Here is a 15,033-nt window from a genome sequence, read left to right as displayed (position 1 = left end):
TTACTGTTACAGATAGGCTGAAGGCAAAAAAAAACCTGCGCATCTGCGCAGGCTGGTGTAATTCTAGTGATCAACCCGAAAGTTGATTTCACCTATCAATACCTCTGGGATCCCAACTTTAGCAATCCGCTCAGTTCTCCCACCAGCGAACAATCGCAACAGCACATCGCAAAGTGTAAGCAAAAATTAGCATTTTCTATTTTCTGTCTTATCTTCGCTCGCGCGCGCTCACATTTGCGAGGTCCTGACGGGCAATCTGCTTGAACAGCCAGCCATTTTCCGTAACACTGACGGAATGTAAGCGTTTACCCACAACAGGTACTATCATGGCGACCATAAAGGATGTAGCCCGACTAGCTGGTGTATCAGTCGCCACCGTTTCTCGAGTGATCAATGATTCCCCCAAAGCCAGCGAAGCATCGCGTCTGGCCGTAACGAGTGCAATGGAATCACTCAGCTACCACCCCAATGCGAATGCGCGTGCACTGGCGCAACAATCCACTGAAACCATCGGTCTGGTCGTTGGTGATGTGTCCGATCCATTCTTTGGGGCAATGGTTAAAGCTGTCGAGCAGGTGGCCTATAACACCGGGAATTTTTTGCTGATTGGCAACGGCTACCATAATGAACAGAAGGAACGTCAGGCGATTGAACAGCTCATTCGCCACCGCTGCGCGGCCCTTGTTGTCCATGCCAAAATCATCCCGGATGCGGACTTGGCTTCATTAATGAAGCAAATCCCCGGCATGGTATTGATTAACCGAATTCTGCCGGGATTCGAACAACGCTGCGTTGCCCTCGATGACCGTTTCGGCGCGTGGCTCGCTACCCGACACCTTATTCAACAGGGCCATACGCGCATTGGCTACCTGTGTTCCAATCACAGTATTTCTGATGCGGAAGATCGTCTGCAAGGCTATTACGACGCGCTGGCGGAGAGCAATATACCGGTAAGCGATCGACTGGTGACGTTCGGCGAACCGGATGAAAGCGGTGGTGAACAGGCCATGACTGAGTTACTTGGTCGTGGCAAAAACTTCACTGCGGTAGCCTGCTACAACGACTCAATGGCGGCTGGCGCCATGGGCGTATTGAATGATAACGGCATTGATGTGCCGGGAGAAATCTCGCTGATTGGCTTTGATGATGTGCTGATTTCCCGCTATGTGCGCCCACGTCTGACCACGGTACGCTATCCCATCGTGACGATGGCAACCCAGGCCGCCGAACTGGCGCTCGCGCTGGCGGAGAAGCGACCCGCACCTGAAATTACCCACGTCTTTAACCCAACTCTGGTGCGTCGCCATTCCGTTTCGGCGCTGACAGAGCCGGGGAACTCATCGTCAAACGATTAACCAGGATTGCGTCATGACTACGATGTTGGACGTTTCACGACACGCAGGCGTCTCAAAAGCGACCGTTTCGCGCGTACTAAATGGAACGGGTCAGGTAAAAGAGAGCACGCGCCAGAAAGTGTTCAAGGCCATGCAGGCACTCGATTATCGGCCCAACTTTTTAGCGCGCTCTTTAGCGAATCGCACCAGCAACAGCATTGGCCTGGTGGTTTCCACATTTGATGGATTCTACTTTGGCCGCCTGCTGCAACAGGCCTCGCGCCAGACGGAGTCTCACGGCAAGCAGTTGATCGTCACCGATGGTCACGACACGCCGGAGCGTGAGCAGGAAGCCGTGCAAATGCTGGCCGACAGGCAGTGCGACGCCATTATTCTCTATACCCGCTATATGAGTGAAACGGCGATTATGTCGCTGATGAACAGCATTGCGATGCCCTTGCTGGTCATCAACCGTGATGTCAGTCAGGCCCGCGATCGCGCGATTTTCTTTGAGCAGGAAGACGCGGCGTATCAGGCGGTCAATTATCTGATCTCGCAGGGGCACAGCGATATTGCTTGTATCACCGTGCCAGGCCATACGCCTACTGGTAAATCCCGCCTGATGGGGTATCGTAAGGCTCTGGAAAAAAACGGTATTCCCTGGGATCCTGATAAGGTTAAATACGGCGACTCCACGATGACGCGAGGCTATGAAGCCTGTCGAGAACTGCTGGAGGAAGGGGTGAAATTCAGCGCCCTGTTCGCCTGTAACGATGACATGGCATTAGGTGCATCAAAAGCGTTACATCAGGCCGGACTGAGGATCCCGACGGACGTCTCGCTGTTTGGTTTTGATGATGCGCCCAGCGCCAAATGGCTGGAACCGGGGTTATCTACCGTTTATCTGCCGATTGATACCATGATAACCACGGCAATCGACCAGGCTATACGTCTGGCCAACGGTGAGAGCGTGGAGCCGATCCCTCCGTTTACCGGCAAACTGGTATTACGTGACTCAGTAACGCTCGGACCGTACTTTAAGTAATATGAAAAAGAGCCGGATAGTGACGCAAGCACCTTATCCGGCCAGCTTTACTCAGATTAATTCCAGCGCTAACAGCTCATCAATGGTCTGGCGACGACGAATCAGTCGCGCCACACCGTTATCAAACAAGACCTCCGGCAGCAGCGGGCGGCTATTGTAGTTTGACGACATTGACGCTCCGTACGCCCCGGTATCATGCAAAACCAGATAATCACCCGGCACCACCGCAGGCAACAGACGGGTTTCCACATTTCCGCCTTCCTGCTGGGTAAACACGTCGCCTGATTCGCACAACGGTCCGGCCACCACGGTCTCTCGTTGAGGAGTTTGTTGCAGAGAACGACCATCTCCCGCCAGCGCGGAGATATGGTGATAGCTACCGTACATGGCCGGGCGCATCAGATCGTTGAAGCCCGCATCGATCAGCACAAAGTGACGGCTGCCCATCTCTTTTACGCTGCGCACCTGCGCCACTAACACGCCGGCTTCCGCGACCAGAAAACGCCCTGGTTCGATCTCCAGTTTGACGGCATGACCCAGATGACGCGCAATACTATCGCGCGCGGCGTTCCACAATCCAAAATAGTGATCGGTGTCGATCGCCTCTTCACCTTCGCGATACGGGATTGATAAACCGCCGCCTGCGGAGATCGCCTCCAGATCCTGACCAAATTCCACCACCTGACGCACCATCGCGCCGCACACCTGCTCCAGATGCGCGTAGTCCACGCCAGAGCCGATATGCATATGAATACCTACCAGCTTCAGCTTATAGCGCTGAATTACCTCCAGCGCCGCCGGAAGATCGCTGTACCAGATACCGTGCTTGCTGTTCTCACCCCCGGTATTGGTTTTCTGACTGTGTCCATGCCCAAAGCCAGGGTTTACGCGGAGCCAGACGCGATGGCCCGGCGAGAGCTGGCCCAGTTGTTCCAGCATATCGACCGACCCGGCATTTACCGGAATGCTCAATTCATGCACCCGGGCGAGCGTCGCTTCATCAATCATATCGGCGGTAAAGACAATCTCATCTTTGCCCGGTACAAAACCTGCCGCCAGCGCGCGTTCAATTTCGCCAAGCGAGACGGAATCGACCTTCACGCCCTGCTCGCGCATCAGGCGCAAAATATGAATATTCGAACATGCCTTCTGGGCAAAACGCACCACGTCAAACTGACTCAGTTTGGCAATCTGCGCGCGAATAATCTGCGCATCATAGACCCACACCGGGCAGCCGAATTCGGCAGGCAGGCGCAACAGGTTGTCGGCGGTCAGGTCAGTGTCTGTGTTGTTGAGTGGGCGTGGCATGGCGTGCTCCGGTATTGGCTTTTTTATGATTACGCCACAGCTCAAAAAGAATAAAAAATATCGTTTTATCTTGAGTCTATGCAAAAATGATATGGATTAGCTCATTCGAGGATTGCTTATGCCCGCGGTTAACCTGCGCCACATTGAAATTTTTCACGCCATCATGACCGCGGGCAATCTGACGGAAGCCGCGCGCATGCTACATACCTCGCAGCCCACCGTCAGCCGTGAACTGGCCCGATTCGAAAAAGTCCTGGGATTAACGCTGTTTGAACGCACGCGTGGCCGACTGCATCCAACCGTGCAAGGCTTACGTCTGTTTGAAGAGGTACAACGTTCGTGGTACGGCCTGGACAGAATTGTGAGCGCCGCCGAAAGCCTGCGCGAATTTCGTCAAGGTGAATTGTCGATTGTTTGCCTGCCGGTATTTTCGCAGTCCTTTTTACCGCCGCTGCTGCAGCCATTTCTCGCGCGCTATCCGCAGGTCAACATTCAGATCGTGCCGCAGGAGTCACCACTGTTGGAAGAGTGGCTGTCGGCGCAGCGCCACGATCTGGGGTTAACGGAAACGCTGCATACGCCAGCCGGAACGAAACGCACCGAATTGCTGGCGCTGGATGAAGTGTGTGTACTGCCGCAGGGGCATCCGCTGACCGAGAAAGCGGTATTAACGCCGCAGGATTTTCAGGGAGAGAACTATATCAGCCTGTCGCGGACCGACAGTTACCGTCAGCTATTGGACACCCTGTTTAACGAACATCAGGTGAAGCGCCGCATGGTGATTGAAACCCACAGCGCCGCTTCAATTTGTGCAATGGTGCGGGCGGGCGTGGGGATCTCGGTGGTAAACCCACTGACCGCGCTGGATTATGCCAGCAGCGGAGTGGTTATCCGCCGCTTCAGTGTTTCGGTACCCTTTACGGTCAGCCTGATCCACCCACTTCATCGCCCTGCCTCGGCGCTGGTCGATGCTTTTACGGCGCATCTGCAAGCCCAACTCCCGAGGCTTATCGATCCGCTGGAGGCTATTTTGTATCCACAGACGAAAGCATAAACGCCACCGCATCTTGCGCATGGATTGCCGCGGTGTCGAAAACCGGTAATGGACTTAGCTCGGCTGGAACCAGCAGACCAATCTCGGTACAGCCAAAGATAACCCCTTGAGCGCCCTGTTTAGCCAACTGATCAATTACGCTCAGGTAGTAGTCGCGGGAAGCGTTGCTGAACTCACCGAGGCACAGCTCGTCGAAAATAATCTGGTTTATTTTCTGACGATCATCAGCCTCAGGAATAAGCGTGCTAATACCAAATTCAGTCTGTAGACGTCCGCGGTAAAAATCCTGCTCCATGGTGTAGCGCGTACCCAGTAGCGCCACGTTGCTCATCTGCTGTTTTTGTATGGCCCGACCCGTCGCATCGGCAATATGCAGGAACGGCACGTCACAGGCGGTTTCAATCGCCTCAGCAACTTTGTGCATGGTGTTGGTACACAGCACAATCCCTTCCGCTCCGGCTTGCTGAAGCCCTGCGGCGGCCTGCGCGAGGATCTCCCCAGCCCGCTGCCAGTCACCGCCAGACTGACAGGCTTCGATCTCGTGAAAATCTACGCTGTGCAACAGAATCTGTGCCGAGTGCAGGCCACCCAGACGCTGTTTTACCCCTTCATTAATGAGTCGATAATAAGGAATGGTGGATTCCCAGCTCATACCGCCTAACAGACCGATCGTTTTCATCATTTCCCCTGATTTGTTGTTATCTCTCCAGTGAACCAAAGATGTGATCAACTTTCCACATCTGTTGGCGTGCATTTCTTTTTTTAATTTTCTGATATAGGTTTAATGAAACATTGTTTTAATTACTGGAAGGCCAGATGTTTATTTTTCATAAAGAGACCACCCTTGAAAATCTGGGCAATGGCGTTACCCGACGCATTCTTGCTCACGACGGTAAAATGATGGCGGTTGAGGTGAACTTCGAGCAAGGCGCGATTGGCCCGATGCACAATCATCCGCATGAGCAGCTGACTTACGTTTTGTCTGGGGAGTTTGAATTTACCATCGGCGAAGAAAAGCATGTCGTTAGGGCAGGCGATACCCTATATAAACAGCCCAACATTATGCATGGCTGCGTCTGTTTAAAACCGGGAACGCTACTCGATACCTTTACGCCCATGCGCGAAGATTTTCTGCCTGCGTAATTTTATCTGTTCGTAATCTGCCTGGCGGCATAATGTTGTTCCAGAGGGAATGAATATGTCACCTCCGGTGTATTGCTACATTCACCTTATGTTTAACCGACAAAACCTGCCAAAGGGCAGGGTTTGTCAGTTCTGGAAAGCGAATTAACGCGCCAGCCAGCCGCCGTCTACCGCAACGGTATAGCCGTTGATATAGTCAGATGCGCTGGATGCCAGGAACACAATCGGCCCCATCAAGTCACTCGGCAGACCCCAACGACCCGCCGGGATACGATCGAGAATTTCTGCGCTACGCTGCTCATCAGCGCGCAGCTGTTGAGTGTTGTTCGTCGCCATGTAACCCGGCGCAATTGCGTTGACGTTGATGTTATGTTTGGCCCACTCATTCGCCATCAGGCGGGTGACGCCCATTACGCCGCTTTTAGACGCGGTGTAAGACGGCACGCGGATCCCGCCCTGGAAAGAAAGCATAGAGGCGATGTTGATAATTTTGCCGCCGTTACCCTGAGCGATAAAGTGCTTCGCCGCGGCCTGAGACATAAAGAACACGCTCTTAATGTTCAGGTTCATCACGTCGTCCCAGTCTTTTTCACTGAAGTCGATCGCATCGTCACGACGGATAAGACCTGCGTTGTTGACCAGAATATCGATATGACCGAATTCTGCCACTGCGCGCTCCAGAAGCGCCGGAATGCCGTCAATTTGACGCAGGTCGGCGGTCAGACTTAAAAAACGGCGCCCCAGCGCGGTCACGCGTTCGATAGTTTCCGTCGGTTCAACGATGTTGATCCCCACGATATCGCAGCCCGCTTCAGCCAAACCCAACGCCATACCCTGACCCAGGCCAGTGTCACAACCGGTCACAACGGCGACCTTACCTTCAAGAGAGAATGCATTCAAAATCATTGTAAATCCTTAATTTTTTATAATGCCCGCCGCAGCAGGCACGGCTATCGCCCGCAACTAGCGCAGATCTTTGACCGCTACATGGTCCATATCATCAAAGACCTGGTTTTCGCCGACCATGCCCCAAATGAACGTATAAGCTTTTGTGCCAACGCCGGAGTGAATTGACCAGCTCGGCGAAATCACCGCCTGCTCGTTGTGCATCACAATATGACGCGTTTCCTGAGGCTGCCCCATCATGTGGAAGACGCAGGTATCTTCTTCCATATTGAAATAGAAATAGACTTCCATACGACGTTCATGGGTATGACACGGCATGGTGTTCCACAGGTTACCCGGCGCCAGTTCGGTCAGACCCATGCTCAACTGGCAGGTTTCCAGCACATCCGGCACAAAATATTTGTTGATGGTACGACGGTTACTGGTGAGGTCATCGCCCAGCGTCACTGGCGCAACGTCTGCTGGCGTGACTTTTTTGGTGGGATAAGTCGTGTGGGCCGGCGCGCAGTTGTAGTAAAACTTCGCTGGTTTCGCCGTATCAATGCTGGCGAATACCACTTCTTTGGCCCCTTTCCCGACGTACAGCGCGTCACGATGACCAATTTCATAGCACTGGCCGTCAACGGTAATCGTGCCCGGGCCACCGATGTTAATCACACCCAGCTCACGACGCTCGAGAAAGTAGGTTACGCCCAGCTGTTTGCCGACTTCGCCACCCACAGAGACGGTTTTGGCCACTGGCATAATGCCGCCAACAATGATGCGGTCAATGTGGCTGTAGACCATGGTGTATTCATCTGCGACAAACACTTCTTCGACCAAAAACTCATTACGCAGCTCCTGAGTGTCCAGGGTTTTCGCATGCGCACTATGGATGCTTTGTCTTACGTCCACATTTACCTCCAGTGATAAATTGACCGTGAATGCTTAAACGAATAGCAAAACGCTGTTCCGTTTTATCTTATGCGCTCATGATATCCCTCCCGGAATGGGTTTTCAATTACAAATAAAACAACGTTTCACTTTTTCTGCATCTTATTATCAAAAGTGTAATTGCGATCACGCTAGCGCATATAAATCGCGGAAGTAATTTCAATAAAATCATTTAAAACAATTAGATAGATAAAAATAAACAAGAGTAGTTCATGAAGGGTAGGGATAAGACATTGAAAATACAGCCAGCCTCACATGCCGTTCACACACCTTTTATAGCAAAGTGCGCTGTTAATCACATGAAATGAAACGCCGTTTTGATACGTTGGCAGAGTTTAGAGTGTATGTTTCTGTAACTGGCCTTGCCCTCCTGTTGGAGGGCTTTTTTATAGATGCAGGGGATATACAGCGGGAAAGGCGTTTAAGCAGAGAAAACTACGGGTGGTTAATCTCGTTCGATAGCGAGCGCCACGCCCTGACCACCGCCGATACATAACGTTGCCAGGCCCTTGTGCGCCCGACGCTTCACCATTTCATGCACCAGTGAAACCAGAATACGGCAGCCAGATGCGCCAATCGGATGACCGAGCGCAATGGCTCCGCCGTTCACATTCACCCGCCGTTCATCCCACTCCAGCATTTTCCCAACGGACAATGCCTGTGCGGCAAAGGCTTCGTTGGCCTCGATAAGATCAACATCAGCCAGTTGCCAGCCCACACGCTCAAGGCAACGGCGCGTCGCGTACACCGGCGCAATTCCCATGAGCGCGGGATCGACCCCGACGCTGGCAAAGGCACGAATGCGGGCCAGCACCGGCAAATTCAGCTCCTGGGCCTTGGCCTCGCTCATCATCATCACCGCAGCGGCGCCATCATTGATGGATGACGCGTTGCCCGCGGTTACTGAACCGAGCCTGTCAAAGGTCGGATCCAGACGCGCCAGCCCTTCTGCGCTGGCATCGGTGCGCGGCTGTTCGTCGGTATCCACCACGAACGATTGCCCATTACGCTGCGTTACCACCGGCACGATTTCATCTTTAAAGCGCCCGGCGTCAATTGCCATACGCGCCTTGTGCTGCGAATGCAGTGCGTAGGCATCCTGCAGTTCACGGCTGATGCCATATTCCCGCGCCAGATTTTCCGCAGTCACGCCCATATGGTAATCGTTGAAAGCGTCCCACAGGCCGTCATGCACCAGGCTGTCGACCAGTTGACTGTTGCCCAACTGTGCGCCGGTACGGCTATCAGTAAGGACATGCGGCGCACGGCTCATATTCTCTTGTCCGCCCGCAATCACAATGTCGGCTTCGCCGCACTGGATAGCCTGGGTCGCCAGATGCAGCGCTTTCAGACCCGAGCCGCAGACATCGTTAATGGTGATGGCGGAGACGGTATTGGGTAGCCCACCATTGATGGCGGACTGACGCGCCGGGTTTTGCCCGGCACCAGCGGTAAGCACCTGTCCGAGGATCACTTCATCCACAGCGTGAACGTCCACGCCCGTGCGCTCCAGTAACGCCCTGACTACCATGCTACCTAATTCAACGGCAGAGTGGCGCGCCAGCGTCCCCTGGAAGCAGCCGATTGGTGTCCGTAACGCCCCGACTATCACAACCTCTTTCATCACCACCTCAGCGCAAAATAACACCGCAATAGTAGATGATTGTTAAAAAGAGTTATCAAGGTTGTTTAAAAACGGTGATTTTTATCACAAAGGAAATTCGTATCATTTATTGGTCATCTGAACGCCACTCTGCTGTAAATGGTCGCGCAGCCAACTTCCCGCCACGCCAGGCGGTGATTTCTTATTCCACAGCAGATCGATAGAGATAGCCTTTGGCCAGCCGGGCAGCATCAATTGAACCAGCGGTTTTTCTGCCGCAAACTCCTCCACCAGCGCACAAGGGAGCGCGCACCAGCCGAATCCCTGCACCGCCATACTCAGCAGCAACAAATAGTTAGGCGCCGACCAGACGGGGCCGCGCGCCACGTTGGTGCCGCTTTCCAGATAGGTATTCAGCCGCAGCTCTCGCCAGGTATGTAGCTGTTCCCACTGCAGTTTTTCTTGAGTCGCCAGTGGATGCGATGCCGCAACGTATAATCCCATCCAGGTTTGCATCGGCAGACGCGTGACGCCCATGTCGGTCGGGTAATCCTCCCGCGCTTCGATCAACCCAACCTGAGCACGTCCTTTTTGCAGCAGATCGATAACGTCTTCATCTTCGCCAATCAGACATTCAAACTCGGTATGGGGAAACTTGTGGTCAAACTGCACCATCAATTCTTCCAGCACATCCGGGTGCAGCGTGTCAGACAAAACGAAGGTCAGACGCGCTTCCGTTTCACCCGACAGCGAAATCGCTGCCTCATCAAGACGTTCGCTGGCCGTCAAAATTGCCTGCACATAGCCCAGCACCCGCTTACCTTCTTCGGTTAGCGTCGGCTGACGTGATGAGCGGTCAAATAGCGCAAAACCAAGATCGGCTTCCAGATGCGCAATTGCCGTGCTGATGGTGGACTGACTTTTACGCAGCCGCCGGGCCGCAGCAGAAAATGAGCCGCAGGAAACGGTCTCCACAAATGCCGTTAACGCTTCAGGAGAGTAACGCATGAACTATCTACTTTATCGATGGATACTATCTTTTAGATATCACATAAAACGATAAAATTGCCACCATTCCGTTATCCGGGCATCAAAGAAGGTTTTAGATTATGCAACACGATACAATCCAACGCCGCTCGTTACTGGAGCGAATTTTTCATGCCGTCTGCTTTGAAGGCATTGCCACCACGATCCTCGCACCAACCACCGCATGGTTGATGCAGCGCTCGGTGCTGGAAATGGGCGGACTGACCATTCTTCTCGCCACGACGGCGATGATCTGGAATATCATTTATAACGCCCTGTTTGACCGACTGTGGCCGTCGCACCTGGTAAAACGTACGGCTAAAGTGCGGGCATTCCACGCCTTAGGCTTCGAGAGCGGTTTTATTGTCATCGGGGTGAGCATCGTGGCGTATGTGCTGAACGTCAGCCTGCTCCAGGCATTCACGTTGGAAATAGGTTTCTTCCTGTTCTTCCTGCCATACACCATGTTCTATAACTGGGCTTATGACACTTTACGCGAGCGCGTTATGAAGCGTCGCCAGCAGCGCGTTACTGCCTGATAATTCAAACAATAGCCGGAATCTTCTCGGTTCCGGCTTTTGATCCATTCACTCGCCCGCTTGTTGACACCTCCCCCAGCCCCTGCCATTTGTGGTAAATTGCGCTTCTTTTTGTTTATTTTATAGTTGATACGTTCAAATAATGTCGAAATTTTGGTCAAAAGAAGAGACTCTCTGGAGCTTCGCACTATATGGGACTGCCGTCGGCGCAGGAACCCTCTTCCTCCCCATACAGCTGGGTTCTGCAGGCGCGGTGGTACTGTTTATCACCGCACTCGTCGCCTGGCCTTTAACCTACTGGCCGCACAAGGCGCTGTGCCAGTTTATCCTGTCCTCAAAAACCTCGGCAGGTGAAGGGATCACTGGTGCAGTTACGCACTACTACGGCAAAAAGATAGGCAGCCTGATCACGACCCTCTATTTTATTGCCTTCTTTGTGGTGGTGCTGATCTACGCCGTGGCGATAACCAATTCACTCACTGAACAACTGACAAAACATATCGCCATCGATCTGCGTGTTCGCATGCTGGTCAGTCTTGGCGTGGTGCTGGTGCTGAACCTGATTTTTCTGATGGGCCGACAAGCAACCATTCGGGTAATGGGCTTTCTGGTGTTCCCGCTCATCGCGTACTTTTTGTTCCTTTCGCTCTACCTGACCGGAAGCTGGCAGCCAACGCTACTCACCGGCCAGATGTCCTTCGATCAGCACACGCTTCATCAGGTTTGGATATCTATTCCCGTGATGGTTTTTGCTTTTAGCCATACGCCAATTATCTCGACGTTCGCCATCGACCGACGTGAGAAATATGGCGAGCAGGCCATGGGTAAATGCAAAAAAATCATGAAGGTAGCCTACGTCATCATCTGCCTGAGCGTGCTGTTTTTCGTCTTCAGCTGTTTGCTTTCGATTCCGACAAACTATATCGAGGACGCGAAAAATGAAGGGGTGACCATTCTGTCAGCGCTATCGATGATGCCAAACGCACCAGCATGGCTGTCGATTTCTGGGATCATTGTCGCCGTCGTGGCGATGTCAAAATCGTTCCTCGGCACCTACTTTGGCGTGATTGAAGGGGCAACCGAGGTGGTAAAAACATCGTTGCATCAGGTGGGAGTGAAGAAAAGCCGGGCCTTTAACCGCGCCCTGTCCATTATGCTGGTTTCGACCATTACGTTTATCATTTGCTGCATTAACCCTAATGCAATTTCAATGATTTACGCGATTAGCGGGCCGCTGATTGCCATGATTCTGTTTATCATGCCGACATTATCTACCTATCTGATCCCGGCGCTAAAGCCGTACCGTTCAGTGGGTAATCTGATCACCCTGATTGTCGGTCTGCTGTGCGTATCTGTGATGTTTTTTGGCTAGAACGTGTTTTTAACGGCTCATTCATCAGTATGGGGATGAGCCGTTAAACTGACTTATTTGATGTACGAATCGAGTACCTTCAAAACCACATCCAAATCTTCTTCGCGCTTAATTTCATCGCCCTGATGCACAATGTGCTCGGTCAGATGACCTTTAATCACCTCGCGCATTAACCCGTTTACCGCACCGCGGATCGCCGCTATTTGCTGCAATACCGCCGCGCATTCATGCGGTTCATCCAGCATGGTTTTCAACGCCGCTACCTGCCCCTGAATCTTACTGGTTCGGGCTTTCAGCTTTTGTTTGTCGCGGATCGTATGTGACATAGCAATACCTTTTCAACGTCTGGCTGGAGCGACAATACCATCGTCATTCTACTGGGGGGTAGTATTTAATACTGGGGGGGAGTAGAATCTGGCAAAATTAAACAACTAAGAATCATTCTCATGGGTGAGTTTTCTACGCTTCTTCAGCAAGGCAACGCCTGGTTTTTCATTCCCAGCGCGATTCTATTAGGAGTGTTACACGGTCTGGAACCGGGGCATTCCAAGACGATGATGGCGGCCTTTATTATTGCCATTAAGGGGACCATCAAACAGGCGGTGATGCTGGGGCTGGCGGCAACGCTGTCGCATACCGCAGTGGTATGGCTGATTGCGCTCGGCGGGATGTATATCAGCAAAGCGTTTACTGCCCAGACCGTTGAGCCCTGGCTGCAGTTTGTCTCGGCGATTATTATTCTCGGGACCGCATTCTGGATGTTCTGGCGAACCTGGCAGGGAGAACAGAACTGGCTGACCCAGACGCATCATGACCACGATCATGAGCATCACCATGATCATGATGACCATCACCACCATCATAACCACGGTGAAGCTCACCATCATCATCACGAACACGACCACGACCACGATCATAACCATGCTGCGTTAGCAGGGCTGAGCGAGGGTTCGAAAGCGTATCAGGACGCGCACGAGCGGGCACATGCTAACGATATTCAGCGCCGCTTTGCAGGCAAAGAGGTCACCAACGGCCAAATATTATTGTTTGGTCTGACCGGCGGGTTGATCCCCTGCCCTGCCGCCATTACGGTACTGCTGATTTGCATCCAGCTCAAAGCCTTCACGCTGGGTGCCACCATGGTGCTGTGCTTCAGCCTCGGGCTGGCGCTAACGCTGGTAACGGTGGGCGTGGGAGCGGCAATCAGCGTGCAGCAGGCGGCCAAACGCTGGAGCGGATTTAACACACTGGCACGCAAAGCGCCCTATTTTTCCAGCGCGCTTATCGCGATGGTCGGCTTATATATGGGGATTCACGGCTATATGGGGATCGTCGGTTAACGAGCAGAGAGCGCAGCAGCGATTGCCGCTGCGCATCAAACCAGGCTAGCTTGCGACGTTCCCCCACACCAGTTGGCCTTTATGGAAGGTCGCGGTGCGTGGGGAGATTCGCGCGACCGCTTCCGCTGAGCAGGAGGCATCCACCAGTACAAAGCTGGCTTCATCCTGCGCCTTCGGCCAGACGCGCTCACCTTTATCGTTAAGCGGCAGCACATCGCCGGTGGCGAGGAACAGCGCTCGCGACAGGTTGAGTTCATTGGGACGAATATAGAGCTGCGCGTACAGATTCGCCTTCTCCAGCATGTCTCCAAGCCCGTACGGCGACCAGTGGTCAATCACACTGTCAGTCCCGGTAATCACTTCCACGCCTTTGTCACGCAGCTGCTTGAGCGGCATATGCAAGGTTCCGATCGGCACCGTCGAGGCAATGGTAATCTGCTGCGCCACCATGCGGCTCGCCAGCGCATCCACCTGCTGTTCGTTCAGCGTCGCCAGCGCAAATGCGTGGCTGATGGTCAGTTTGCCCTTCAACTGCGGCGTTTTCTCCACCGTTTCCACCATGTAATTCACCGCCGCAACGCCCGCCGGGCTGGTTTCATGCAGATGGATATCCACGCCTTTATCGTAATCCAGCGCAATCTGGAACATGGTGTCGAGGGATTTTTCCATCGCCCCGTCCACACTGGTTGGGTCCAGACCGCCGACGTAATGCGCCCCCGCCTGCATTGCTTCACGCATCAACGATTCAGACTTCGATAACAGCAGGCCATGCTGCGGAAACGCCACGATTTCACAGGCAAAACCCGGCTGGCGACGCGCCAGCACCGCCTGCAGATTTTCCAGGTTTTTCAGCCCGGAAACCGGTTCGATATTGCAGTGGCTGCGGGCGATCGAGGTGCCTTTTGATTGCAGCAGATCGATGAGCTTTTCCGCGCGCTCCTGCGTGTAAGGCTGGAGTTCAGGCAGCAGCTTTTGCTCAAGGCGGATCATATCCTGAATGGTGGTGCCAGCCGGGCGATTCAGCGAACGCCAGGGACCGCCGTAAAAGGTTTTATCCAGATGGATGTGCATGTCGCGCATGGCGGGCAGCATCAGCTTTCCACCCGCATCGTAGTGCGGCAGCGTCGCATCCGGATGCTGCTTATTCTCACGCAGTGCAACAATTTTCCCGTCCTGAATTTCAACGGTTTGCAGCGCGGTATGGGTATGCACCACCACCGAGTTTTCGTAATCAAACCCCGCTTCCAGCAGGACGTTATCCAGGTAATAGTGCTTATCGTTAATCGTCATTGTGCTCTTCGCCCCGCAGGTGTTCCCGACAGGATTAGCAGCATACGCGACCGGAGCCACTGCGCCAAACAGCGCGGCAGCGGTCACCATTTTTCCGCTCTGACTTAAAAATTCACGGCGGCTGTTACTTTCCTTCATTC

Annotated in this window: 15 protein-coding genes; 7 read left to right on the top strand and 8 right to left on the bottom strand. The window is 53.2% G+C overall.

Going from position 1 to position 15,033, the window contains the following annotated elements; genetic code table 11:
* Positions 1-326: 326 nt before the first annotated feature.
* Together galR and OGV38_RS15970 are read left to right on the top strand one after the other, a co-directional pair.
* Positions 327-1,355, top strand: a complete 1,029-nt coding sequence (galR, locus tag OGV38_RS15975) for an HTH-type transcriptional regulator GalR (RefSeq protein WP_016157382.1) — start codon at positions 327-329, stop codon at positions 1,353-1,355.
* A 13-nt stretch (positions 1,356-1,368) separates the two neighbouring features.
* Positions 1,369-2,379: a LacI family DNA-binding transcriptional regulator gene (locus OGV38_RS15970; protein WP_016157383.1), complete on the top strand. Its 1,011-nt coding sequence runs from the start codon at positions 1,369-1,371 to the stop codon at positions 2,377-2,379.
* 51 nt (positions 2,380-2,430) lie between these two features.
* Here OGV38_RS15970 and lysA read toward each other — a convergent pair whose 3' ends face one another.
* The gene (gene lysA / locus OGV38_RS15965) at positions 2,431-3,687 is read right to left on the bottom strand and encodes a diaminopimelate decarboxylase (RefSeq protein ID WP_016154282.1); all 1,257 of its coding nucleotides are present in this window, start codon (positions 3,685-3,687) and stop codon (positions 2,431-2,433) included.
* Between the two features lie 118 nt (positions 3,688-3,805).
* Between lysA and OGV38_RS15960 the strand changes: the two genes are divergently transcribed.
* Positions 3,806-4,741: a LysR family transcriptional regulator gene (locus OGV38_RS15960; RefSeq protein ID WP_269518019.1), complete on the top strand. Its 936-nt coding sequence runs from the start codon at positions 3,806-3,808 to the stop codon at positions 4,739-4,741.
* On the opposite strand, the gene OGV38_RS15955 is transcribed toward OGV38_RS15960, so the two are convergent.
* Positions 4,713-5,420, bottom strand: coding sequence for an aspartate/glutamate racemase (locus OGV38_RS15955; RefSeq protein ID WP_016154284.1), 708 nt, complete (start codon positions 5,418-5,420; stop codon positions 4,713-4,715). The genes OGV38_RS15960 and OGV38_RS15955 overlap by 29 nt on opposite strands.
* Before the next feature lie 137 nt (positions 5,421-5,557).
* Between OGV38_RS15955 and OGV38_RS15950 the strand changes: the two genes are divergently transcribed.
* Positions 5,558-5,884, top strand: coding sequence for a cupin domain-containing protein (locus OGV38_RS15950; protein WP_019077609.1), 327 nt, complete (start codon positions 5,558-5,560; stop codon positions 5,882-5,884).
* 144 nt (positions 5,885-6,028) lie between these two features.
* Here OGV38_RS15950 and kduD read toward each other — a convergent pair whose 3' ends face one another.
* The 4 genes from kduD to OGV38_RS15930 form a co-directional block, all read right to left on the bottom strand.
* Positions 6,029-6,790 (bottom strand): 2-dehydro-3-deoxy-D-gluconate 5-dehydrogenase KduD, encoded by a 762-nt coding sequence (gene kduD, locus OGV38_RS15945; RefSeq protein ID WP_016154286.1) that lies wholly within the window; start codon positions 6,788-6,790, stop codon positions 6,029-6,031.
* Between the two features lie 57 nt (positions 6,791-6,847).
* Positions 6,848-7,684 carry a 5-dehydro-4-deoxy-D-glucuronate isomerase gene (gene kduI / locus OGV38_RS15940; protein ID WP_016154287.1) on the bottom strand — a complete coding sequence of 279 codons (837 nt, stop codon included), beginning with the start codon at positions 7,682-7,684 and terminating at the stop codon, positions 6,848-6,850.
* A gap of 484 nt (positions 7,685-8,168) precedes the next feature.
* Positions 8,169-9,347 (bottom strand): acetyl-CoA C-acetyltransferase, encoded by a 1,179-nt coding sequence (locus OGV38_RS15935; RefSeq protein WP_006686936.1) that lies wholly within the window; start codon positions 9,345-9,347, stop codon positions 8,169-8,171.
* Positions 9,348-9,449: 102 nt separating this feature from the next.
* The gene (locus OGV38_RS15930; protein WP_016154289.1) at positions 9,450-10,334 is read right to left on the bottom strand and encodes a LysR family transcriptional regulator; all 885 of its coding nucleotides are present in this window, start codon (positions 10,332-10,334) and stop codon (positions 9,450-9,452) included.
* Between the two features lie 101 nt (positions 10,335-10,435).
* Here OGV38_RS15930 and OGV38_RS15925 point away from each other — a divergent pair, with 101 nt between their 5' ends.
* Positions 10,436-10,891: a multidrug/biocide efflux PACE transporter gene (locus tag OGV38_RS15925; RefSeq protein WP_269518022.1), complete on the top strand. Its 456-nt coding sequence runs from the start codon at positions 10,436-10,438 to the stop codon at positions 10,889-10,891.
* Between the two features lie 142 nt (positions 10,892-11,033).
* Positions 11,034-12,263 carry an amino acid permease gene (locus OGV38_RS15920; protein WP_286473998.1) on the top strand — a complete coding sequence of 410 codons (1,230 nt, stop codon included), beginning with the start codon at positions 11,034-11,036 and terminating at the stop codon, positions 12,261-12,263.
* 53 nt (positions 12,264-12,316) lie between these two features.
* On the opposite strand, the gene rcnR is transcribed toward OGV38_RS15920, so the two are convergent.
* The gene (gene rcnR, locus OGV38_RS15915; protein ID WP_003825567.1) at positions 12,317-12,589 is read right to left on the bottom strand and encodes a Ni(II)/Co(II)-binding transcriptional repressor RcnR; all 273 of its coding nucleotides are present in this window, start codon (positions 12,587-12,589) and stop codon (positions 12,317-12,319) included.
* Between the two features lie 120 nt (positions 12,590-12,709).
* On the opposite strand from rcnR, the gene OGV38_RS15910 reads away from it, so the two are divergent.
* Positions 12,710-13,603: a nickel/cobalt efflux protein RcnA gene (locus OGV38_RS15910; RefSeq protein WP_075847478.1), complete on the top strand. Its 894-nt coding sequence runs from the start codon at positions 12,710-12,712 to the stop codon at positions 13,601-13,603.
* A gap of 45 nt (positions 13,604-13,648) precedes the next feature.
* On the opposite strand, the gene OGV38_RS15905 is transcribed toward OGV38_RS15910, so the two are convergent.
* On the bottom strand, positions 13,649-15,031 hold the full coding sequence (locus OGV38_RS15905; protein WP_286473995.1) for an amidohydrolase family protein: 1,383 nt from the start codon (positions 15,029-15,031) through the stop codon (positions 13,649-13,651).
* Between the last annotated feature and the right edge of the window lie 2 nt (positions 15,032-15,033).

This window comes from Citrobacter sp. Cb080 (assembly GCF_030334745.1).
Lineage (GTDB): Bacteria > Pseudomonadota > Gammaproteobacteria > Enterobacterales > Enterobacteriaceae > Citrobacter > Citrobacter braakii.
The sequence above is the reverse complement of the archived record's forward strand: the minus strand, read 5'-3'. Positions and strand labels throughout refer to the sequence as shown.